This is a genomic window from Flavobacterium pygoscelis (assembly GCF_023162025.1).
GTDB lineage: Bacteria > Bacteroidota > Bacteroidia > Flavobacteriales > Flavobacteriaceae > Flavobacterium > Flavobacterium pygoscelis.
In genome coordinates this window covers 218,992-239,621 of the sequence record NZ_JALNUB010000005.1, presented here as the reverse complement: position 1 = coordinate 239,621, position 20,630 = coordinate 218,992, and the positions used below count along the sequence as shown (strand labels likewise).

The 20,630-nt window shown below is 32.6% G+C and carries 13 protein-coding genes and 1 tRNA gene; 10 read left to right on the top strand and 4 right to left on the bottom strand.

Annotated features, from left to right (window positions below; all coding sequences use genetic code 11):
* Positions 1-114 precede the first annotated feature (114 nt).
* Positions 115-1,602 carry a hypothetical protein gene (locus MW871_RS09850; protein WP_210644658.1) on the top strand — a complete coding sequence of 496 codons (1,488 nt, stop codon included), beginning with the start codon at positions 115-117 and terminating at the stop codon, positions 1,600-1,602.
* 113 nt (positions 1,603-1,715) lie between these two features.
* A complete protein-coding gene (locus MW871_RS09845; protein WP_210645505.1) occupies positions 1,716-2,012 on the top strand; it encodes a thioredoxin family protein in 297 nt (98 codons plus the stop codon).
* 4 nt (positions 2,013-2,016) lie between these two features.
* Here MW871_RS09845 and MW871_RS09840 read toward each other — a convergent pair whose 3' ends face one another.
* Entirely contained in the window at positions 2,017-2,664 is a 648-nt protein-coding gene (locus tag MW871_RS09840; protein WP_248428389.1) for a polysaccharide deacetylase family protein, read from the bottom strand.
* A 126-nt stretch (positions 2,665-2,790) separates the two neighbouring features.
* Positions 2,791-6,102, bottom strand: a complete 3,312-nt coding sequence (locus MW871_RS09835) for a glycosyltransferase family 117 protein (protein ID WP_248428388.1) — start codon at positions 6,100-6,102, stop codon at positions 2,791-2,793.
* 236 nt (positions 6,103-6,338) lie between these two features.
* Between MW871_RS09835 and MW871_RS09830 the strand changes: the two genes are divergently transcribed.
* Positions 6,339-6,409: transfer RNA gene (locus MW871_RS09830), tRNA-Gln, on the top strand.
* Between the two features lie 119 nt (positions 6,410-6,528).
* Here the strand turns inward: MW871_RS09830 and MW871_RS09825 are convergent.
* Positions 6,529-7,353, bottom strand: coding sequence for a universal stress protein (locus MW871_RS09825; protein WP_248428387.1), 825 nt, complete (start codon positions 7,351-7,353; stop codon positions 6,529-6,531).
* Positions 7,354-7,531: 178 nt separating this feature from the next.
* On the opposite strand from MW871_RS09825, the gene rimP reads away from it, so the two are divergent.
* The 3 genes from rimP to infB all read left to right on the top strand — a co-directional run bounded on the left by rimP (position 7,532) and on the right by infB (position 12,288).
* A complete protein-coding gene (rimP, locus tag MW871_RS09820; RefSeq protein ID WP_188048902.1) occupies positions 7,532-7,996 on the top strand; it encodes a ribosome assembly cofactor RimP in 465 nt (154 codons plus the stop codon).
* Between the two features lie 13 nt (positions 7,997-8,009).
* Entirely contained in the window at positions 8,010-9,263 is a 1,254-nt protein-coding gene (gene nusA, locus MW871_RS09815) for a transcription termination factor NusA (protein WP_188048901.1), read from the top strand.
* A gap of 112 nt (positions 9,264-9,375) precedes the next feature.
* Positions 9,376-12,288, top strand: coding sequence for a translation initiation factor IF-2 (gene infB, locus MW871_RS09810; RefSeq protein WP_188048900.1), 2,913 nt, complete (start codon positions 9,376-9,378; stop codon positions 12,286-12,288).
* A gap of 1,381 nt (positions 12,289-13,669) precedes the next feature.
* On the opposite strand, the gene MW871_RS09805 is transcribed toward infB, so the two are convergent.
* On the bottom strand, positions 13,670-14,059 hold the full coding sequence (locus MW871_RS09805; protein ID WP_248428386.1) for an SPOR domain-containing protein: 390 nt from the start codon (positions 14,057-14,059) through the stop codon (positions 13,670-13,672).
* 215 nt (positions 14,060-14,274) lie between these two features.
* Here MW871_RS09805 and MW871_RS09800 point away from each other — a divergent pair, with 215 nt between their 5' ends.
* From MW871_RS09800 to MW871_RS09785, 4 genes are read left to right on the top strand one after another with little or no spacing between them, the layout of a single operon-like run.
* A complete protein-coding gene (locus tag MW871_RS09800; RefSeq protein ID WP_188048898.1) occupies positions 14,275-15,582 on the top strand; it encodes a c-type cytochrome in 1,308 nt (435 codons plus the stop codon).
* Positions 15,583-15,611: 29 nt separating this feature from the next.
* Positions 15,612-18,668, top strand: a complete 3,057-nt coding sequence (locus MW871_RS09795; protein WP_248428385.1) for a TAT-variant-translocated molybdopterin oxidoreductase — start codon at positions 15,612-15,614, stop codon at positions 18,666-18,668.
* A gap of 37 nt (positions 18,669-18,705) precedes the next feature.
* Positions 18,706-20,109 (top strand): NrfD/PsrC family molybdoenzyme membrane anchor subunit, encoded by a 1,404-nt coding sequence (gene nrfD / locus MW871_RS09790; protein ID WP_188048896.1) that lies wholly within the window; start codon positions 18,706-18,708, stop codon positions 20,107-20,109.
* Positions 20,102-20,626, top strand: a complete 525-nt coding sequence (locus MW871_RS09785) for a DUF3341 domain-containing protein (protein ID WP_188048895.1) — start codon at positions 20,102-20,104, stop codon at positions 20,624-20,626. Before nrfD ends, MW871_RS09785 begins: the two co-directional genes overlap by 8 nt.
* The last annotated feature ends 4 nt before the right edge of the window (positions 20,627-20,630 follow it).

Sequence of the window (20,630 nt, the reverse complement as noted above, 5' to 3'; positions counted from 1 at the left end):
GCTTAAATTTTTCATTTTTGATCTTTTTTTAGTATTATGCAAGTTCTAATTCTATTAATAGTAGTAAATTAGCGTATATGATTCCCAAAATCTAAAAGATAAACAGACCTTATTATGAAAAAAATTACTTTAAAACGCAACTTTTGGATTTTTGCATTTATGTTTTGCATGGTGCAATCTTATGCCCAAGTAGGAATAGGAACTATAACACCTAATGCTAGTGCTATGCTAGATGTTTCTTCCACCACGAAAGGGATGTTAACTCCTAGAATGACCACAGCTCAAAGATTAGCCATCACAAGTCCTGCTCCAGCAGATGGATTAATCGTTTATGATATAACCTTAAAATCATTTTATTATTATAATACCACTACCTCTTCTTGGAATAGGGTAAATAGTGATGTAAATGGTAGATCTAAATTTAAAAGAATTAAGTCTATAGCTGATTTAGCTCCAGAGAAGGTTGGTTCAACTTATGTTTTAGCAACAGATACTTACTATGAAGTTAACGGAACTATTATAGTAGATTTTCCTATTGATATAAATAACGCTTATTTAGTTGGTTTAGATGCAAACGAAGATAGATTAATCAAAAATTCTGGAACCTTATTTCAAGGTACTCAAGGTGGAACAATAAAAAATATTACAATATCAAAGGCTGCTGGAACTTTACAAGTATTTAATTTAACAGGGGATGCTACTGGAACTCCCTTAGTAGGAACTCAAAATCTAATCGTTAGAGACTGTATAATCGCTGGATGTAATAGTGTTGGTACAATTAGTGGTTTTAATTTAGTGTTTTTTGCAGTGGTACAATACGCTTCAAACACTACAGGGATTACGTACTCTAATGTTGCACAACTTTTATTGAGTAATATCGGTTGGTTTGGAAACAATTCTGGTACATTTGAGACATTTTCGGGTAGTTTTAATTTATTGCAAAAATTAGGAGGATTTAGTGATGTTAAGTCTGGTGCGATTGGAGTTGATGTGTCTTCAAATCCTACCATCAATAGTGATGCAGTTATGGAATCTGTTGTTTTTACAGGAGCATCTACTCAATATGTTAATCCTTACACATTAGGAACTTATTCCGGTTATAATTTTAATAATAGTTGGAATGTTAGGTCTGCAGGTATTCCTAATGAAACCGATGCTGATGCAGGTGGAGGTTTTTCAATGGATTATGGAGTTGGGACAGGAATATCGGTATCCACAAATAATTCAAATCCAAGTAATATTGTTAAGGTTGGTACTGGCACTACTATTTCTCCAACCTCTAATTTATTTAGATTTTCATCGGATAGTCCAAATAGATTGAGATACTTAGGTAAAAAGAAAAGAATTTTTCAAGTTTCTGGATCAATTTCTATTCAAGTTCCAGGTGCTGCAACTTACATTGTTTACCTTGCTAAAAACGGAACTGCTGTAACACAATATAAAGTTTATGGTAGAGGTCAAGTAGCTAACGATATATTAGTTCTTCCTATGAATGCTAACATTGAATTAAATAACAATGATTATATTGAAGTATTTATTCAAAGATTTACAGGTGTAACTGGGGATCCGATAGTTCCTAATCTTACAATTATTGTTAGATAATTTTTATAAAATATAATATTAAATAAATTATTTTAGTATAAATAATTTTAAGTAATAGATTTACATTGGCAAATTGTCATTATAAATTATTTATTATTAATAAAATCAAATTTATGTCAAAATTTGGAGAACTTATAAATACGCAAGTCCCCGTGTTAATTGATTTTTACACCGAGTGGAATGAACCGTCAGTATCTATGCATCCTGTAATAAGAGATGTTGCAGCTGCTCTTGGAGATAAAGCAAAAGTTATTAAAATAGATGTTGATAAAAATCAAGAGTTGGCCGAGGCACTTCGTATAAAAGGAGTGCCCACTTTAATGATTTATAAGCAAGGTCAAATGATATGGAGACAGTCGGGTGAGTTAGATGCTAATACTCTTATCGGTATTGTTCAAGATCAGTTATAGCATTTTATAAAATACCACAAGTAAAATTATTTTGTTTTAAATATTCCAATGTTTTGGGTAATGCATATTCTAAGTTATTAGAAGCTTTGATGCTGTCATGAAAAACAATAATGCTACCTGATTTTATATTGGTCAATACGTTTTCTAAACATTTTTCTTTAGGAATAGATGGATCAAAGTCGGCACTTAATATGTCCCACATTATTATTTTATATCCTAATTGCCTAATCGCTCTAGATTGGGCAATTTTTAGCTTTCCATAAGGCGGCCTAAAAAGTTTTGATTGTAGATTGTTCTTTTCTTTAAGACTATGCTGCAATTTTTCTTCACACTTCTTAATGTTGTCTAAATAGGTTTTGTTTTTTGTTTTCCAGCCGTTCAAATGATTGTAGGTGTGGTTTCCTATAGCATGGCCATCATCTTCAATTTTTTTAAATACCGCTGGATTTTTATCGATATTATCGCCAATGCAAAAAAAAGTGGCTTTAGCGTTATATTCCTTCAGTGTTTCCAGAACCCACAAGGTAACTTCAGGAATTGGTCCGTCATCAAACGTGAGATAAACTGTGTTTTTAATATTGGTTTTATCCCAAATAAACCCTGAAAATAGCTTTTTAATTATCCAATGTGTCTTTATCCAATATAATTTCATAATTAGAATAATAGAAAGTAGTAATTAATTTATAAAACGACTTGCTGAAAATAAAAATGAGTTAATTAGAAATGATTGCAGTTACCTTTATTTCTAATTAACTCATTTTAAAATTATGTAAAATAATTACTCCTTTTCACGTTCAAAACGCTCGAACATCTTTATGTAAGTATTAAAAGTAATTTTATTTTTATTGTAGAAATCTAAATCTCCATTTTCCTTCATCACTTGTAATAAACTTCTGTAGCGCTCAATGTCAATAATAATTGGTGTAGCTATACTACTTTGTTCTGAAGCTTTTAGCTTCCCGTAATAATTAAGGTTTTCTTGGTATTTACCAATAAGCTTTTGGAGTAACTCTTGTGCTTTTTGTTTTTCTCCAATTTTATAATATCCACCAGCGTAAGGTTCAACTAAGGGATAATATCCAAAATTATCAATAGGCATTTTTGTCATAGCCAAATCGATTATTTTTTTAGCTTTATCTTTTTTTCCTTCAACAATCAGTTGATTCATTAATCTAGAAAGATAAGAGCGATAATTGATACTATTTTTTCTTGTTTCTGGGTCATGGTATATTTTCGGACTATCGTTATTTCCCCAATCCCATTCCATTACTTTAGAGTACATCTTATCAGCATCTACTTGACCCATTTCTAGTGGACTAGCATCTTTTGCTAAAGCTGTTTTTACAGGTACTAATTTATAAACCATTCCTTCTAATTGCAGGTATTCCTTCATCCAGATGTAATCTTCATTATCAAAAGCACCACCGCTAAAATAAATTGGTCTTTTCCAATTGTTGTTGGCTACAATGTCAAGCATCATTAACCTATTTTTATATAATGCGTTTCCTTTTATGTCAACATCAATATATGGAACAATAGAATCGTTGAATTGCGCAGAAACTACTTTGTTTTTTATAATTATGTTTTTATCAACAGGAATTCTAATTTTATTGGTTGGATAAAAATGAATAGTTTGTCCGTTTTGCATTTCAACTGTCGATTTTGGATTTTTGATAAAGTCCATAAAATCTTTAATATCCCATCGACTTTGCACCTTAGGAATATAAGCTACATAATCCAAATTATCACCTACATATTGTTCGTGTGTAAATGAAATAGGCAAAGGTTCTGCTTCGTAGGTTTTAGTTTTCATCTGATCAATATACCAATCTTTCATAAAGAGACTAGTATTTACTATTTTAACATCAGTTCTAACTCCTTCTATCTCTTGAGCATACCATAAAGGGAATGTGTCATTATCGCCAATTGTAAATAATATTGCGTTAGGATCGCAAGAAGTAAGATATGCTTTTGCAATTGCAGTAGCAGTATATTTTCCAGAGCGATCGTGATCATCCCAGTTTTGAGAAGCCATTAGTACTGGAGCGGCTAATAAACTTGCCGCAATAATAAGCGGACCTGCTATTTTGGGGGCTAAATATTTTTGCGCACTTTCATACAATGCGTAAACTCCAAATCCAATCCAGATCGCAAATACGTAAAAAGAACCAACTAATGCGTAATCTCGTTCTCGAGGTTCAAAAGGCCTTTCGTTTAAGTAAATTTTTAATGCTATACCGGTAAAAAGAAATAAAGCGAGTAAGACATAAAAGCTTTTTAAATCTTTGTTAGCGTGATACATTAATCCAATAAGTCCGAGAATAAACGGTAAAAAGAAATAGACATTACGACCTTTGTTATTAAGTACATCAGACGGTAAGTTATCTTGACTTCCTAAATGTAAGTTGTCTATAAAGGAGATCCCGCTTAACCAGTTGCCATCTAAGTAATCATATCTTCCTTGAATGTCGTTCTGACGGCCAACAAAGTTCCACATCAAATACCTCCAGTACATATACCCAAATTGATACTCGACCATAAACCCAAGGTTGTCTATAGTTGTAGGTTTATCAATAATTAAATAATTACTATAGCTTTTTAGGAATTTGATATACCCTTCGTTGTCAATTTGTTTTTGGGCATAAGCATGTCTAAATTCGTTTATGGTTTTTTCAGTTTCCTGTTTCAGTTGAGCAATTGCTTTGTTGTAATCTTCTTCACTTAATTGGCTAGCATCAATACCGTACTTAGCTAAATCCTCTTCATACGGATAATCAGGGTTAAATCTGAAAGTAGGAGGATTGGTAAAGTTCATGTAGTTTTCAATATGTCCATCACTCCACATCCTTGGTAAAAATGTTTTATGATTATCATCAGAATTTTGTACGGCATTTTTGTAATTATTTACAATAACATATTTTCCTGTTTTATAATCTCTCTCGTAGTTAGGAGCTTGGTCAAGGTAAGGGTTGTTTTTGTCAAGTCCTGCAAAATTCTCTGTGTACTGAGGTCCGTAAAATAAGGGATTTACTCCATATTGTTCTCTGTTATAATAGGCTAGAACTTCACGCGCATCCGAAGGTTTATTTTCATTAATTACAGTATTTGCATTAGCACGTACCGGAAGCATAATCCAAGTAGAGAAACCAATCAAGATAAAAAGGATGCAAAGTATAAGAGTATTGTAAGTTACTAACCCTTTTTTATTGGTATATTTTAAACCAAAGTAAAACAAGGCAATTAACAAAATAGCTACAAAAAGAGTTCCAGAATCAAATGGTAAACCTAAACTGTTAACCATAAAAACTTCTGTTTCTCCAAAGAATCCCATTGTCAAAGGCAATAGCAGTTTAAAAATAAAAAGTAAGATTCCAACAACTACAATATTTGCAATGATGAAATTTTTAATCGTTACAACTTTATAATTTTTGAAAAAGTAAAGAAATCCAATTGCAGGAATTGTTAACAAAGCCATAAAGTGAACTCCAAAAGAAAGTCCAACTACAAGAGATATAAGTAGCAACCATCTGTTTCCTCTTGGTGTGTTCATATCTTGTTCCCATCTTAAACCTAACCAGAATAGTAATGCAATAAATAAAGAAGCCATTGCATAAACTTCTGCTTCAACGGCATTAAACCAAAAGCTATCTGAGAATGTGTACGCTAGAGCTCCAACAAATGAGCTTCCTAATACAACGATATCGTTATTTTTATTGGTATTATTTTCTAATGTTTCGTTGTTTTTTGAATCAGAAAAACGAGCAACAAGTTTTCTTAAAATTATTGACGAAGACCAAAACAAGAATAAAATGGTAAAGGCACTAGAGAAAACTGACATCATGTTGACCATTAATGCGATTTTTGTGCTACTTGTAGCAAACATTGCGAAAAAAGCACCAATCATTTGATATAGAGGAGCTCCAGGCGGGTGTCCTACCTCTAGTTTTGCAGCGGTAGCTATGTATTCGCCACAATCCCAAAAACTCATGGTTGGCTCAACTGTCAAAGTATAGGTTAATAATGCGATTCCAAATGTAAACCAACCAATGATTGTATTCCATTTATTGAAATTGAAACTTGCTTTAGCCATGTCGAAAATTTAATTTAAATGTAAGCTACAAAGAAAATGTTTTTTTGTTTATAGAGGTAGTCATTAACAAAATTTTCTGCAAAAGTAATGTATTTTAATAAAGCATTGATTATGAATATCTTTCGTGGAGTTGGCAATATTGATTTTTGAAAAAGTGATTTTTTTTTGATAAAAAGTTGTAAAAAGTTTGTGCAAACTAAAATTTATTCTAAATTTGCACTCGCTAACCGCAATACTGGTCTATGGTGTAATGGTAACACAACTGTTTTTGGTGCAGTCTTTCTAGGTTCGAGTCCTAGTAGACCAACAAAAAACCCCTCAAATTTGAGGGGTTTTTTTATGGAATTTAATCAACTACAATTACTTTTTTTTAAATCGCTTTTTTTTAATTTATTAAACTTTTGAAGTTTTGCTTGTAATGAAGTTTTAAATTTTGAAAGTGATAACAGGTTTGCTAATATGATTTACTAAATCCTCACTGATACTTCCGTTAAAAAAATGTGCCAATCCTGTTCTTCCGTGGGTACAGATCCCAATTAGATCGGCATTTATTTTTTTACTGAAATTTTTAATACCGTTTTCGATATTGCTATCATTGAATAAATGTAAAGAGTAGTTTTCTATTTCATAGTTTTTAACGAATTCATTCATTTTTTGCTCCGCTTCTAGTGTGTTTTTAAAGCTGTTTGGAGTTGAAATTGTTACTAAGGATAAATTTGCGTTGAAAGCTTTGGTGAATTCTAGCATTTTTTTGAAGGGTATTACGGTTTCTTCTGAAAAATCTGAAGCAAATACGAAGTTTTCAAACTTTAGATCTTTTGCGTCTTTTTTTATCACTAAAACAGGTACTTCAGACATTCTTACTACTTTTTCGGCATTAGAGCCAATGAGTATTTCTTCCATTCCTGAGGTTCCATGAGATCCCATTACGATTAGATCGATTTCATTTTTCTTGTTGAATGTTAAAATCCCATCAAAAGCCTTTTCAAACTGTACCGAAGTGTAAATTGTAAGTCCGTCTAAGTAAGTTTGCTCTGTTATTTTTTGTAATTTTTCATTTGCTTTTTTTATAAACAACATTACTTCAGGAATGCTGCTTCCTGCTGTAATAGCATCGTTCATTTGGTTAGGTAAATCTAATAAATGCAACAAATAGATTTCTGAATTGTTTTTTTTGGCGATTAAAGCTGCTGTCTTTAGTGCATTTTCTGCATATTCAGAAAAATCAGTTGGGACTAAAATGCGTTTCATAGTTAAAAAGTGTTAAATTATGGAGAAAATACTTATTTATTTCCGTAAATAAAGGTAAGGATTTTTTTTAAAGCAACCGATTATTTTAGTTAATAAAAAAAAACACTATATTTGCACCGTTATTTATTAAAATCTAGATAATGAGGGGACTAATATGTCCCCTCTTTTTATAAAAACTATGACATTTAAAGAAAAAGTAAATACGTTATTGGTAGATTGTCTTTTAGAGAAGCCATCAATATTTTTGATAGACCTTGTGGTAACCGATGCTTTTAAGGTAATAGTCAACTTAGATGGTGATGATGGAGTTGCATTACAAGATTGTATTGATGTGAGTCGTTTTATCGATAATAATTTAGACCGAGAGGAGCAAGATTATTCTCTAGAAGTAGCTTCGGTAGGAGTTGGATCACCACTGAAACTAGTAAGACAGTATAAGAAAAATATAGGTCGAACATTGATTGTTAAGACTGAGGGAGAAATAATTGAAGCTGAATTAGTGGATGCTAATGATGATTTTGTAGTTTTGTCTTGGAAAGCAAGAGAGCCTAAAAAGTTAGGAAAAGGCAAGGAGACAGTTCAAAAAGAACTTAAGTTGCCTTATGGAAATATTAAAGAAGCAATTGTTACAGTAACATTTTAATTAAAGAATTCGCATGGAAAACTTAGCATTAATCGATTCATTCTCAGAGTTTAAAGATGATAAACTTATTGATCGTGTAACGCTTATGGCAATTTTAGAAGATGTATTTAGAAATGCATTGAAGAAAAAATACGGATCAGATGATAATTTTGATATTATTATCAATCCAGACAAAGGCGATATGGAGATATGGCAAAGAAGGGTTATCGTTGCTGATGAAGACTTAGATTTTGATCATCTTGAAATCACTTTAACAGAAGCTAGAAAAATTGAACCTGATTTTGAAATTGGTGAAGAAGTTTCCGAAGAAGTGAAATTAATTGATTTAGGTAGAAGAGCAATTTTAGCTTTGCGCCAAAACTTAATTTCAAAAATTCATGAACACGATAATACAAATCTTTACAAGCAATTTAAAGATTTAATAGGTGATATTTATACTGCTGAAGTGCACCATGTGCGTCCAAGAGTAGTTATTTTGGTTGATGATGAAGGAAACGAAATCGTTTTACCAAAAGAAAAACAAATTCCTTCTGATTTTTTCCGCAAAGGAGATAACGTTAGAGGAATTATCGAAAGTGTTGAATTGAAAGGAAATAAACCTCAAATTATTATGTCTAGAACTTCAGAGAAGTTTTTAGAAAAATTGTTTGAACAAGAAATTCCTGAAGTTTTTGACGGTTTGATCATGGTTAAGAAAGTAGTGAGAATCCCAGGTGAAAAAGCAAAAGTAGCTGTAGATTCTTATGACGATCGTATTGATCCTGTTGGAGCTTGTGTTGGTATGAAAGGTTCTCGTATTCATGGAATTGTTCGTGAATTAGGAAATGAAAATATTGATGTTATCAATTATACAAGTAATATTCAATTGTTTATTACTAGAGCATTAAGTCCAGCAAAAGTTTCTTCTATTAAAATTAATGAGGAAACAAAAAGAGCAGAAGTTTTCTTGAAGCTTGAAGAGGTTTCAAAAGCTATTGGTCGTGGTGGGCATAATATAAAATTAGCGGGTCTTTTGACTGGTTATGAGTTAGATGTTATTCGCGAAGGCGATGTTGCTGGTGCAACAGCTGATGAGGATGATGTTGAATTAACGGAGTTTTCAGATGAAATTGAAAGCTGGGTTATTGAAGAATTCGCAAAAATTGGTTTGGATACTGCAAAAAGTATTTTGAAACAAGATGTGGATGATTTAGTGAGAAGAACAGACCTAGAAGAGGAAACGATTTTAGATGTAATGAGAATATTGAAAGAAGAATTTGACAGTTAGTCAATAGTTCTTCAACGATAAACATGCCGCTTTACAATGAATTCTTGCTCGGTAGGTATCGGGTTAGAAGTAAAGCGAGGAATAACAAAAAAGATAATAATAAAAAGGTTTTATGTCTGAAGAGAGAATTATTAGAATAAACAAAGTTTTAAGGGAATTGAATATTTCTTTGGAAAGAGCTGTGGATTATCTAAAAGATAAAGGAATTGCTATTGAGTCAAATCCAAACACAAAAATTTCTGATGATGTATACAATGTCTTGTGCGGTGAATTTGCAGGCGACAAAGGGAATAAAGAAGCTTCTAAAGAAGTAGGGGAAGAGAAAAGAAAAGAAAAAGAGGCTTTGCGTTTAGAGCGTGAAAAAGAAATTGAAGACAAGCGTAGAGCGGAAGAAGATCGTCTAAAACAACAGGAAGTTATAAAAGCGAGAGCGGTTATATCAGGTCCAGTTCAAGTAGGAAAGATTGACTTAAGTCCTAAGAAACCTTCAATTATTTCTCCAGCAAAAGCTGTAGAAAAAGTAGAAACTCCAATTGCTAAAGCTCCTGAAGTGAAGCAAACGGTGAATGAAGCTACTCCTGAGAAAGTGTCAGTTGAAAAACCGGTACAAGAAAAACCTTTAAGCGAAAAAAACGCTTCAGACAAAAAAGAGGTAAAACCTGTTGTTGAAATTAAAGAGGTTAAAGAAGACGCATCAAAAGAAGTTGCTCCTGAAGCAAAAGCAGTTGCTAAAGCAGAAGTTGTAAAAACTGATGAAGCTCCAGTTGATGAAACAATTACTACACAATATCAAAAATTGTCTGGTACTACTTTGACAGGTCAAATTATTGATTTATCTCAATTCAACAAGCCAAAAAAGAAAAAAGAAGAGCCTAAGATTACTCCAAATAAACCGGGAGCTCCAGGATCTGCAGCTGCAAATGCTAATAAAAATAAACGTAAAAGGATAGCTCCTAAACCGGGTGCTCCTAGACCACCTGCGACTCCTGGAGTTCCTGGTGCACCAAATCCTAATAAGATTACTCCTAATGTAGGAGGTGGTGGTTTTAATGCAAATAGAAGTGCTAGACCTGGTTTTGTAAAAGGAAATAGACCTGCTATTGTTGCTAAAGTTGAGCCAACAGAAGAAGAAGTTAAAAATCAAATTAGAGAAACTTTAGAAAAACTACAAGGAAAAGGTGGGAAATCTAAAGCGGCTAAATATAGAAGAGATAAAAGAGATACGCACCGTCAGAAATCAGATGATGAGCAAAGAGCTATTGATGAAGGAAGTAAAACTATTAAAGTTACTGAATTTGTTACTGTAGGGGAGATTGCTATTATGATGGATGTGCCAATTACTAAAGTTATTGGTACGTGTATGTCACTTGGAATCATGGTTACCATGAACCAACGTTTAGATGCTGAAACATTAACTATTGTAGCTGATGAATTTGGTTACGAAGTTGAGTTTATTACGGTAGACATTGAAGAAGCAATTCAAGTTGTTGAAGACAGAGAGGAAGACTTAGTTTTTAGAGCGCCTATTGTAACTGTGATGGGTCACGTCGATCACGGTAAAACATCTTTACTAGATTACATACGTAAGGAAAATGTTATTGCAGGAGAATCTGGAGGAATTACACAGCACATTGGTGCCTACGGAGTAACATTAGATAACGGACAAAAAATTGCATTCTTAGATACTCCTGGTCACGAAGCGTTTACAGCGATGCGTGCACGTGGAGCTCAAGTTACCGATATTGCTATTATTGTAATTGCTGCTGATGATGACATCATGCCGCAAACAAAAGAAGCAATTAGCCACGCTCAAGCAGCAAATGTTCCTATTATTTTCGCTATCAACAAAATTGATAAACCTAACTCTAATGTTGAGAAAATAAAAGAGAAATTAGCGGGTATGAATTTACTTGTTGAAGACTGGGGTGGTAAAATTCAATCACATGATATTTCTGCAAAAGTAGGAACAGGTGTGAAAGAGTTACTAGAGAAAGTATTGTTAGAAGCAGAATTGCTTGATTTGAAGTCGAATCCAAATAAAGCGGCACAAGGAACAGTTGTTGAGGCTTTCTTAGATAAAGGAAAAGGATATGTTTCTACAATTTTAGTTCAAAATGGTACTTTAAAAGTAGGAGATTATATGCTTGCAGGTAAACATCATGGTAAAATTAAAGCCATGCATGATGAACGTGGTAATATTGTAACTGTTGCAGGTCCTTCTACTCCAGTATCCGTTTTGGGTCTTGATGGAGCAGCTACTGCAGGAGATAAGTTCAATGTGTTTGAAGAAGAAAAAGAAGCGAAACAAATTGCTTCTAAACGCTCTCAATTAATGCGTGAACAATCAGTACGTACACAGCGTCATATTACTTTAGATGAAATTGGACGTAGAATTGCTTTAGGTCAATTTAAAGAATTGAACATTATCCTTAAAGGAGATGTTGATGGATCAGTTGAAGCATTATCTGATTCGTTCTCTAAATTATCTACTGAAGAAATTCAAATTAATATTATACATAAAGGGGTAGGTGCAATTACAGAGACTGACGTTATGTTAGCTTCTGCATCAGATGCAATTATTATCGGATTTAATGTTCGACCTGCCGGAAATGCTAGACAATTAGCTGATAAAGAAGAAATCGATATCCGTTATTACTCTATTATCTATGCTGCAATTGATGACTTAAAAGATGCAATGGAAGGAATGTTAGCTCCTGAAATGAAAGAAGAGGTTCTTGGTACTGCTGAAATTAGAGAGATATTCAAAATTTCTAAAGTAGGTTCTATTGCAGGTTGTATGGTTATGGATGGTAAAATTGTCAAAAATGCTAAAATGCGAATCATTAGAGAAGGCGTTGTTGTATTCACTGGTGAGTTGTTAGCATTGAAACGTTTCAAGGACGATGTAAAAGATGTAGCTAAAGGTTATGACTGTGGTATTCAAATAAAAGGGTACAATGATATCGAAGAAAGAGATGTTATTGAGTCATACCATGAAGTAGCAATCAAAAAGAAATTGAAATAGTATTTCATTCTATATTTATATAAAAATCCCGATTCCTCGGGATTTTTTGTTTTTAACGATATAGGTTAATGTATTTGTTTGATTTTTTAAATTGCACTAACAACCAAAATTTTTTTATCTTCTTTTTTATAAAGTTTACTGTTAGAATACTAAAATTATTAAGCAGATATGACTCTCCTTTTTTATATATGATAGTGTGGGTGTTTCTGCTTTTTATATTGTGAATTACACAAGAATTTTTTTGGCTATTATTTTAACACTTAATAAATCTATTTTATTTTATCCTGAATAATTTCAAATTTCATCAATTTTTTTGTTTTGTCATATGATTGCTATTAACGAAAAAAGAATAAAAATAAAATTATATGTACTTGTAAATATTTAAATTGGAATGATACTAAAGTTTTAAAATTTGGGTTGTATTTTATATAATAGTAGCTTTTTTTTAAATATTTGGATTGATTTTTTTTTATCTAGAACACAATTTTTTTTCAATAATATTTTATACTTAAAAAACTAGGGTTTTATTTTAGATTAATTGTTGTATTTTTTTTTATAAATGTAACTTCTTACTTTGATACAAATTCAATTAAAAAGGTAATTGATTTAGACGATGTTTATGAGTAGTAAGTAACACTTTTTATCGATTGACTATGTTTTTTAAAATTTATTAGTAAATGTAAATATTATAAAACTGATGAGTTATTTGTGGTTTTAGTTTTATGATTAATACTTCTTAAATTTTAATTAAAAATTCACTTTAGTTTTTTTTATATTATTATTTCACATTGTATAAAGTAATTCGGATTGGATTATGAATTGAAGATAGTTTTTTTTGTTAATTGATTTATTTTTTTCTTTCTATTTGTAAAGAGTTGGGGGAACTGACTTTTGAAAACAGTATTATAATTTAGTTTTCTTCATTTTTTGAATAAAGCAATTAGGTTTCATTACTTATCATTTGCTTTTCTAAAAAGTATTTTTATGTAAAAATGAATTTTTTTAAATTACCAAAGATTAATATTGAATCAAATTTAGTGTGCCCAATTTTTATATTTTTTAGCAAAAGAGAGTCATTCAATCAAAAGGATTTAATTCTTAAATGTGTATTAATAAATGATTATAAAATAGCATTTTTGATAAATAATAGGTAGTTGGGTAAGGCTATTTATTTTTCTTATTTCCACTTTAAAGTGTGTTTTTAGTAGGTATGAAATGTCAATTTAGTAATTGATGTATTAAAGTAATATTGCATTCTTTTTTTGTTGCAAAGTGGTTTTTTTTAACCTTCTAATTGCATAATTTATAAAGAATGAATATATGTAAAACAAGAAAACCACCCTAAAGAGTGGTTTTCTTGTTTTAAGAATGTGGTGTTTTGCTATTTGTTAGGTTTTATCAAATGAACATTATTGTATTTTTTTCTAATTTCAATCAAATTGCGTTCCGCATCAATTTTTGTTTTAAAATTTCCAACCCAAACCTTGTAATTGGGTGTAAAGAAAAATATTGTTGCATCAATATCTTTAAATTCTTGTCTAAATTCATTTAATGTGCTTTTTGCTTTTTCGCTTTCGCCACTAAATATCTGAATTTGGTATCTTTCGTTTATTGCATTAGAAATATTCGTTTTTCTCTTCTCATTTAGCAATTGTTCAAATTTAGTATCTTGTTTTACAGTTATGTTTGTAGCTTGTGCGTTTGAGTTATAACTGGAAATAAATAATGTTAGAGCTAAAAAAAAGGCTTTTGTAAGGGCTAAAATTCTCATAATGTGATTGTTTTTGTGCAAAAATAATATTTAATGATTGATGCCAAAGTGTAAATGTTATTTAGAATTGATATAAATTGAAATTAAGACTATTTTAAGGTTTTGAGAATAGTTCTTAAGTCGTATTTTTGTCGAAGTTTTAAAATTAAGGACTAGTTTTTATAATTCAATTAGAAAAAACTATGCCAATTTTTATTAGATAATCAATATAGTTTATGAAAAAGGTGGGTAACCGTAATTCGATCTCAAGGAAATTAATTTTTAGCATAGCTTTTATGTTAACTATTTCCTTTACTTCATTTGCTCAAGAAGCTGATGCTTCAGCTACTTCTGGAAGTGCTGACCCTGTTAAGGGAAAAGAGCTTTTTAATGCAAACTGTGCTGCATGTCACAAGTTGGATGCAAAAGCTACAGGTCCTGCACTTAGAGGTGTTGCAGGTAAATATGATGCTTCATGGCTTCATAAGTGGGTTCGAAACAGTTCTGATTTAATAAAATCGGGAGATGCACAGGCTGTAAAGGTTTTCGAAGAGAATAATAAAGTGGTTATGTCTGCTTTTCCACAACTTTCTGATGGTGATATTGATAATATCATTGCTTATACCTCTGAGCCTAAAGCTGAGGCTGCCGCTCCTGCTGCAGGAAAAGAAGCTGTTCCTGGAACTGCTGCTTCTGATAGTGGAGTTTCAAATAATATAATTTTAGGTGCTTTGGCACTTGTTATGATTGTTTTGGTAGTGATGTTATTTTTGGTAAACAAGGTTTTATCTAAAGTGGCTAGTGCAAACGGAATTGTAGTTGCTCCAAAAGCGGCGACAACTCCAATATGGAAAGCATTTGCGAAAAATCAATTCTTGGTTTTAGTAACTTCAATATTTTTATTGTTGGCTAGTGCTTATTTTGTTTATGGTTTTCTGATGCAGATTGGTGTAGATAAAGATTATGCGCCTATTCAGCCTATTCATTTCTCACACAGAATTCATGCTGGTGAAAATGAAGTTAATTGTAAATATTGTCACTCTGCGGCTAGAGTAAGTAAAAATGCAGGTATACCTTCTTTAAATATTTGTATGAACTGCCATAAAGGAATTGGTGAAGTTGCAGAAACTACTGCTACTCCTGAGTACAGCAAAGCTTTTTATGATGAACAGATTCAAAAATTATATACGGCAGTTGGTTGGGATTCTGAAACTCAAAGTTATACTGGTAAAACACAACCTGTAAAATGGGTTCGTATTCATAATTTACCTGATTTTGTGTATTTTAATCACTCTCAGCACGTTACTGTTGCTGGAATTGAATGTCAGACTTGTCACGGTCCAGTTCAAGAATATGAAATACAAAAACAATTCGCTCCATTAACTATGGGTTGGTGTATTGACTGTCATAGAAAAACTGACGTTAAGATGGAAGGGAATGAATATTACACTAAAATTCACGCTGAGCTTTCTAAAAAATACGGAGTTGAGAAATTGACTGCAGCTCAAATGGGAGGTTTAGAATGTGGTAAATGCCATTATTAATCAAATTATTAAGATTTTAATATTTATATATGTCATCAAACAAAAAATACTGGAAAAGTGTTGAGGAACTAGACAAAAATAGTTCTATTGTTGAGGCGCTTAGAAATAACGAATTTGTTGAAGAAATTCCTACTGATGAGTTTTTAGGAAACGGTGATGCTTTATCATCTTCATCAACATCACGTCGTGATTTTTTAAAGTACGTTGGTTTTAGTACTGCGGCGGCTACGCTTGCAGCTTGCGAGGGTCCTGTAAACAAATCAATACCTTACGTTCTTCAGCCAGAGCAAATTATTCCTGGAGTAGCTGATTATTATGCAACTTCTGTTTTTGACGGATTTGATTTTGCTAATCTTTTAGTAAAGACTCGCGAAGGACGTCCTATTAAAATAGATAATAATAAAATTGCTGGAGCTAATTTTAGTGCTAATGCTAGAATCCATGCGTCTATTTTGTCATTGTATGACAGTATGCGTTTGAAAGAGCCAAAAATTGAAGGTAAAAATTCAACTTGGGCTGCTGTTGATTCTGAGTTAAAAGCAAGTTTAGCTGATGCTGCTGCAAAAGGAGGTCAGGTTGTTTTGTTAACTAATACGTTAGCAAGTCCATCTACTGAAAAACTTATTGCTGAATTTTTAAGTAAAAACACAGCCGCAAAACATGTTATTTATGATGCGGTTTCTGAATCTGAAGCATTAGATGCTTTTGAAACGGTTTACGGAGAAAGAGCTTTAGTAGATTATGACTTTTCTAAAGCGTCATTGATTGTTTCTGTTGGAGCTGATTTCTTAGGTGATTGGCAAGGTGGAGGATATGATGCTGGCTATGCTAAAGGAAGAATTCCTAAAGCGGGTAAAATGTCACGTCACTTTCAATTAGAGTCGAATATGACTTTGTCTGGAGCTGCTGCTGATAAGCGTGTTGCTATGTCAACTGCAAATCAAAAACAAGCTTTAGTTCATATATATAATGTAATAACAGGTTCTTCTATAGGGGTAAGTTTAGATGCTGCCTTTAAATCAGAAGTAACAAAAGCAGCTCAGCAATTAAAAGCAGCTGGTTCTAAGGGATTGTTAGTTTCTGGTATTCAAGATAAAAATGCTCAATTATTAGTTTTAGGCATTAATCAAATGTTATCAAGTGAAGCTTTTAATACTTCAGGAGTTAGACAGATAAGAAAAGGATCGAATGCAAAACTTACTCAATTAATTTCTGATATGAAAGCTGGTAGCGTTCATACTTTGATTATGAGTGGTGTGAATCCTGTATATACTTTAGCAGATAGTGCTTCTTTTGTTGAAGGATTAAAGAAGGTTAAAACATCAGTAGCTTTTTCTTTAAAAGAAGATGAAACTGCTTTGTTAAGTAAGATTGCTGCTGCTGTTCCTCATTATTTGGAATCGTGGAATGATGTAAGTATTACAAAAGGTACTTATGGAATAACGCAACCAACAATTCGCCCTCTTTTTGATACAAAACAATTTCAAGAAGTGCTTTTATCTTTAAACGGTATTCCTGGTTCTTACTATGATTATGTTAAAGGAAATGCAGCTTCAATAATTACTGGTTCTTCATGGAACAAAGTTTTACATGATGGTATTTTTGTTGGGGCAGTGCCAAGTGTTTCTGCTGCTTCAGTTGACTTTAAAGCTGCTGCTAGTGCTTTGTCTCAGTCTAAGGCTGCTCAAGGTCTAGAGTTAGTATTGTATACTAAAACGGGTATGGGTGATGGTCAGCAAGCTAACAACCCATGGTTGCAAGAGTTTCCGGACCCTATCACTAGAGTTTCATGGGATAATTATGTTACTGTTTCGAACGCAGATGCTAAGAAATATGAATTATCTAATGAGATTGTTGCAAATGGTGGTTTAAACGGTAGTTATGCTACGATCACGACTGCAGATGGGTTGAAGTTAGAAAACGTTCCTGTAATTGTTCAGCCAGGTCAAGCTGTAGGAACTGTTGGATTAGCATTAGGTTATGGTCGTAAAGCGGCTTTTAAAGAAGAAATGATGGTAGGTTTAAATGCCTACACTTTATATAAAGGTTTCAATAATGTGCAATCAATTACATTAACAAAATCTGGAGGAGAACATGAGTTTGCTTGTGTTCAAGGTCAGAAGACATTAATGGGAAGAGGTGATATTATTAAGGAAACTACTTTAGAAATCTTTAATACTAAAGATGCTAAAATTTGGAATGAACAACCAATGGTTTCGTTGGATCATAAAGAAGTAGAAGCAACTAAGGTAGATTTATGGACTTCTTTCGATCGTTCAACAGGACACCATTTTAATCTTTCAATTGATTTAAATGCTTGTACTGGATGTGGGGCTTGTGTAATTGCTTGTCATGCTGAAAATAACGTTCCTGTTGTTGGTAAATCTGAAGTTAGAAGAAGTCGTGATATGCACTGGTTGCGTATTGATAGATATTATTCTTCTGAAAGCACTTTTGCTGGTGACAATGAAAGAAAAGATAACATAGCTGGTTTGTCTAGTTCTTTATCTACATTTAATGAAATGGAGAAAGCAGGAGATAATCCTCAAGTTTCTTTCCAACCTGTAATGTGTCAGCATTGTAATCATGCACCTTGTGAAACAGTTTGTCCTGTTGCGGCAACTTCTCACGGGCGTCAAGGTCAAAATCAAATGGCTTATAATAGATGTGTTGGTACGCGTTATTGTGCGAATAACTGTCCTTATAAAGTGCGTCGTTTTAACTGGTTCTTGTACAACAAAAACAGTGAATTCGATTATAATATGAATGACGATTTAGGACGTATGGTTTTAAACCCAGATGTTAATGTTCGTTCTCGTGGAGTTATGGAAAAATGTTCTATGTGTATTCAAATGACACAAGCGACTATTTTAAAAGCAAAAAGAGAAGGAAGAGTTGTTGTTGATGGTGAATTCCAAACGGCGTGTTCAAATGCTTGTTCTACAGGAGCAATGAAATTTGGTGATGTAAATGATTCAGAGGCTGAGATTACAAAATTAGCAGCTAATGAAAGAATGTATCACTTGTTAGAACATGTTGGAACAAAACCAAATGTGATTTATCACGTTAAAGTTAGAAATACCTAGTACAAAATAAATTAATTAAGAATCAATATAAAGGATTATGTCGTCTCACTACGAAGCAACCATTAGAAAACCCTTAGTTATAGGTGATAAAACTTATCACGATGTAACTGTAGATGTAGCAGCACCTGTTGAAGGGAAAGCAAACAAACATTGGTGGATTGTATTTTCAATCGCATTAATAGCCTTCCTTTGGGGATTAGGCTGTATTATATACACCGTGTCTACAGGGATTGGTACATGGGGATTAAATAAAACTGTTGGATGGGCTTGGGATATCACGAACTTTGTTTGGTGGGTTGGTATTGGTCACGCAGGAACTTTAATTTCTGCTGTATTATTACTTTTCCGTCAAAGATGGAGAATGGCAATTAACCGTTCTGCAGAAGCAATGACAATTTTCTCTGTTATTCAAGCAGGTTTATTCCCAATTATTCACATGGGTCGTCCATGGTTAGCTTATTGGGTATTACCAATTCCGAATCAATTTGGTTCATTATGGGTGAATTTTAACTCTCCATTACTTTGGGACGTGTTTGCAATTTCAACTTATTTATCAGTTTCATTAGTTTTCTGGTGGACTGGTTTGTTACCTGATTTTGCTATGTTGCGTGATAGAGCTATAACTCCTTTTAACAAAAGAGTATATTCAATATTAAGTTTTGGTTGGAGCGGTAGAGCTAAAGATTGGCAACGTTTCGAAGAGGTATCTTTGGTTCTAGCAGGTTTAGCTACTCCACTTGTACTTTCAGTACACACAATTGTATCGATGGACTTTGCAACATCAGTAATACCAGGATGGCATACTACCATATTTCCTCCATATTTTGTTGCTGGTGCAGTTTTCTCTGGTTTTGCAATGGTGAATACCTTGCTTATTATTATGAGAAAAGTATCCAATCTTGAAGCCTATATCACAGTTCAACATATTGAATTGATGAATATTGTAATCATGATTACAGGATCTATTGTTGGTGTTGCCTATATTACTGAATTGTTTGTTGCTTGGTATTCTGGTGTAGAATATGAACAATATGCATTTCTTAACAGAGCAACAGGACCTTACTGGTGGGCTTATTGGTCAATGATGACTTGTAATGTTTTTTCTCCTCAGTTCATGTGGTTCAAAAAATTAAGAACTAGTATTATGTTCTCATTTATAATTTCAATAGTTGTAAATATAGGAATGTGGTTTGAGAGATTTGTAATTATCGTAACTTCGTTACATAGAGATTACTTACCTTCTTCTTGGACGATGTTTTCACCAACTTTTGTTGATATTGGAACATTCATTGGAACAATAGGTTTCTTCTTCGTATTATTTTTATTATACTCTAGAACGTTCCCTGTGATCGCTCAAGCTGAAGTAAAAACAATTCTTAAAGGAACTGGAGATAATTATAAAAGAGAAAGAGAAGCAAATAAAGATTCACACCATGAGTAATAAAGTAATATACGCCATTTATAATGACGATGATATTTTGATGGATGCGGTAAAAAAAACCAGAGCAGCTCATCATCATATTGAAGAAGTTTTTACTCCATTCCCAGTACACGGTTTGGATAAAGCAATGGGACTTGCACCTACGAGATTAGCGATTTGTTCGTTTCTTTATGGTTGTGTAGGTATTTCATTTGCCACTTGGATGATGAACTATATAATGATTCAAGATTGGCCACAAGATATTGGTGGTAAACCAAGTTTTAGTTACATTGAAAACATGCCTGCTTTTGTTCCAATTATGTTTGAACTTACTGTATTCTTTGCTGCGCATTTAATGGTTATTACTTTTTATATGAGAAGTAGATTATGGCCATTTAAAGAAGCTGAAAATCCAGATGTAAGAACTACAGATGACCATTTTTTAATGGAAGTTGCTGTAAGGGATAATGAAGAAGAATTGATTTCTTTTTTTCAAAACACAGGAGCTGTAGAAGTTAAAGTAATAGATAAGCATTAAATTA

What these genes read in the sequence shown, in the direction of transcription:
- MW871_RS09850 (WP_210644658.1), top strand. Translation starts at nt 115, where the DNA reads ATGAAAAAAATTACTTTAAAACGCAACTTTTGGATTTTTGCATTTATG.
- MW871_RS09845 (WP_210645505.1), top strand. Translation starts at nt 1,716, where the DNA reads ATGTCAAAATTTGGAGAACTTATAAATACGCAAGTCCCCGTGTTAATT.
- MW871_RS09840 (WP_248428389.1), bottom strand. Translation starts at nt 2,664, where the DNA reads ATGAAATTATATTGGATAAAGACACATTGGATAATTAAAAAGCTATTT.
- MW871_RS09835 (WP_248428388.1), bottom strand. Translation starts at nt 6,102, where the DNA reads ATGGCTAAAGCAAGTTTCAATTTCAATAAATGGAATACAATCATTGGT.
- MW871_RS09825 (WP_248428387.1), bottom strand. Translation starts at nt 7,353, where the DNA reads ATGAAACGCATTTTAGTCCCAACTGATTTTTCTGAATATGCAGAAAAT.
- rimP (WP_188048902.1), top strand. Translation starts at nt 7,532, where the DNA reads ATGACATTTAAAGAAAAAGTAAATACGTTATTGGTAGATTGTCTTTTA.
- nusA (WP_188048901.1), top strand. Translation starts at nt 8,010, where the DNA reads ATGGAAAACTTAGCATTAATCGATTCATTCTCAGAGTTTAAAGATGAT.
- infB (WP_188048900.1), top strand. Translation starts at nt 9,376, where the DNA reads ATGTCTGAAGAGAGAATTATTAGAATAAACAAAGTTTTAAGGGAATTG.
- MW871_RS09805 (WP_248428386.1), bottom strand. Translation starts at nt 14,059, where the DNA reads ATGAGAATTTTAGCCCTTACAAAAGCCTTTTTTTTAGCTCTAACATTA.
- MW871_RS09800 (WP_188048898.1), top strand. Translation starts at nt 14,275, where the DNA reads ATGAAAAAGGTGGGTAACCGTAATTCGATCTCAAGGAAATTAATTTTT.
- MW871_RS09795 (WP_248428385.1), top strand. Translation starts at nt 15,612, where the DNA reads ATGTCATCAAACAAAAAATACTGGAAAAGTGTTGAGGAACTAGACAAA.
- nrfD (WP_188048896.1), top strand. Translation starts at nt 18,706, where the DNA reads ATGTCGTCTCACTACGAAGCAACCATTAGAAAACCCTTAGTTATAGGT.
- MW871_RS09785 (WP_188048895.1), top strand. Translation starts at nt 20,102, where the DNA reads ATGAGTAATAAAGTAATATACGCCATTTATAATGACGATGATATTTTG.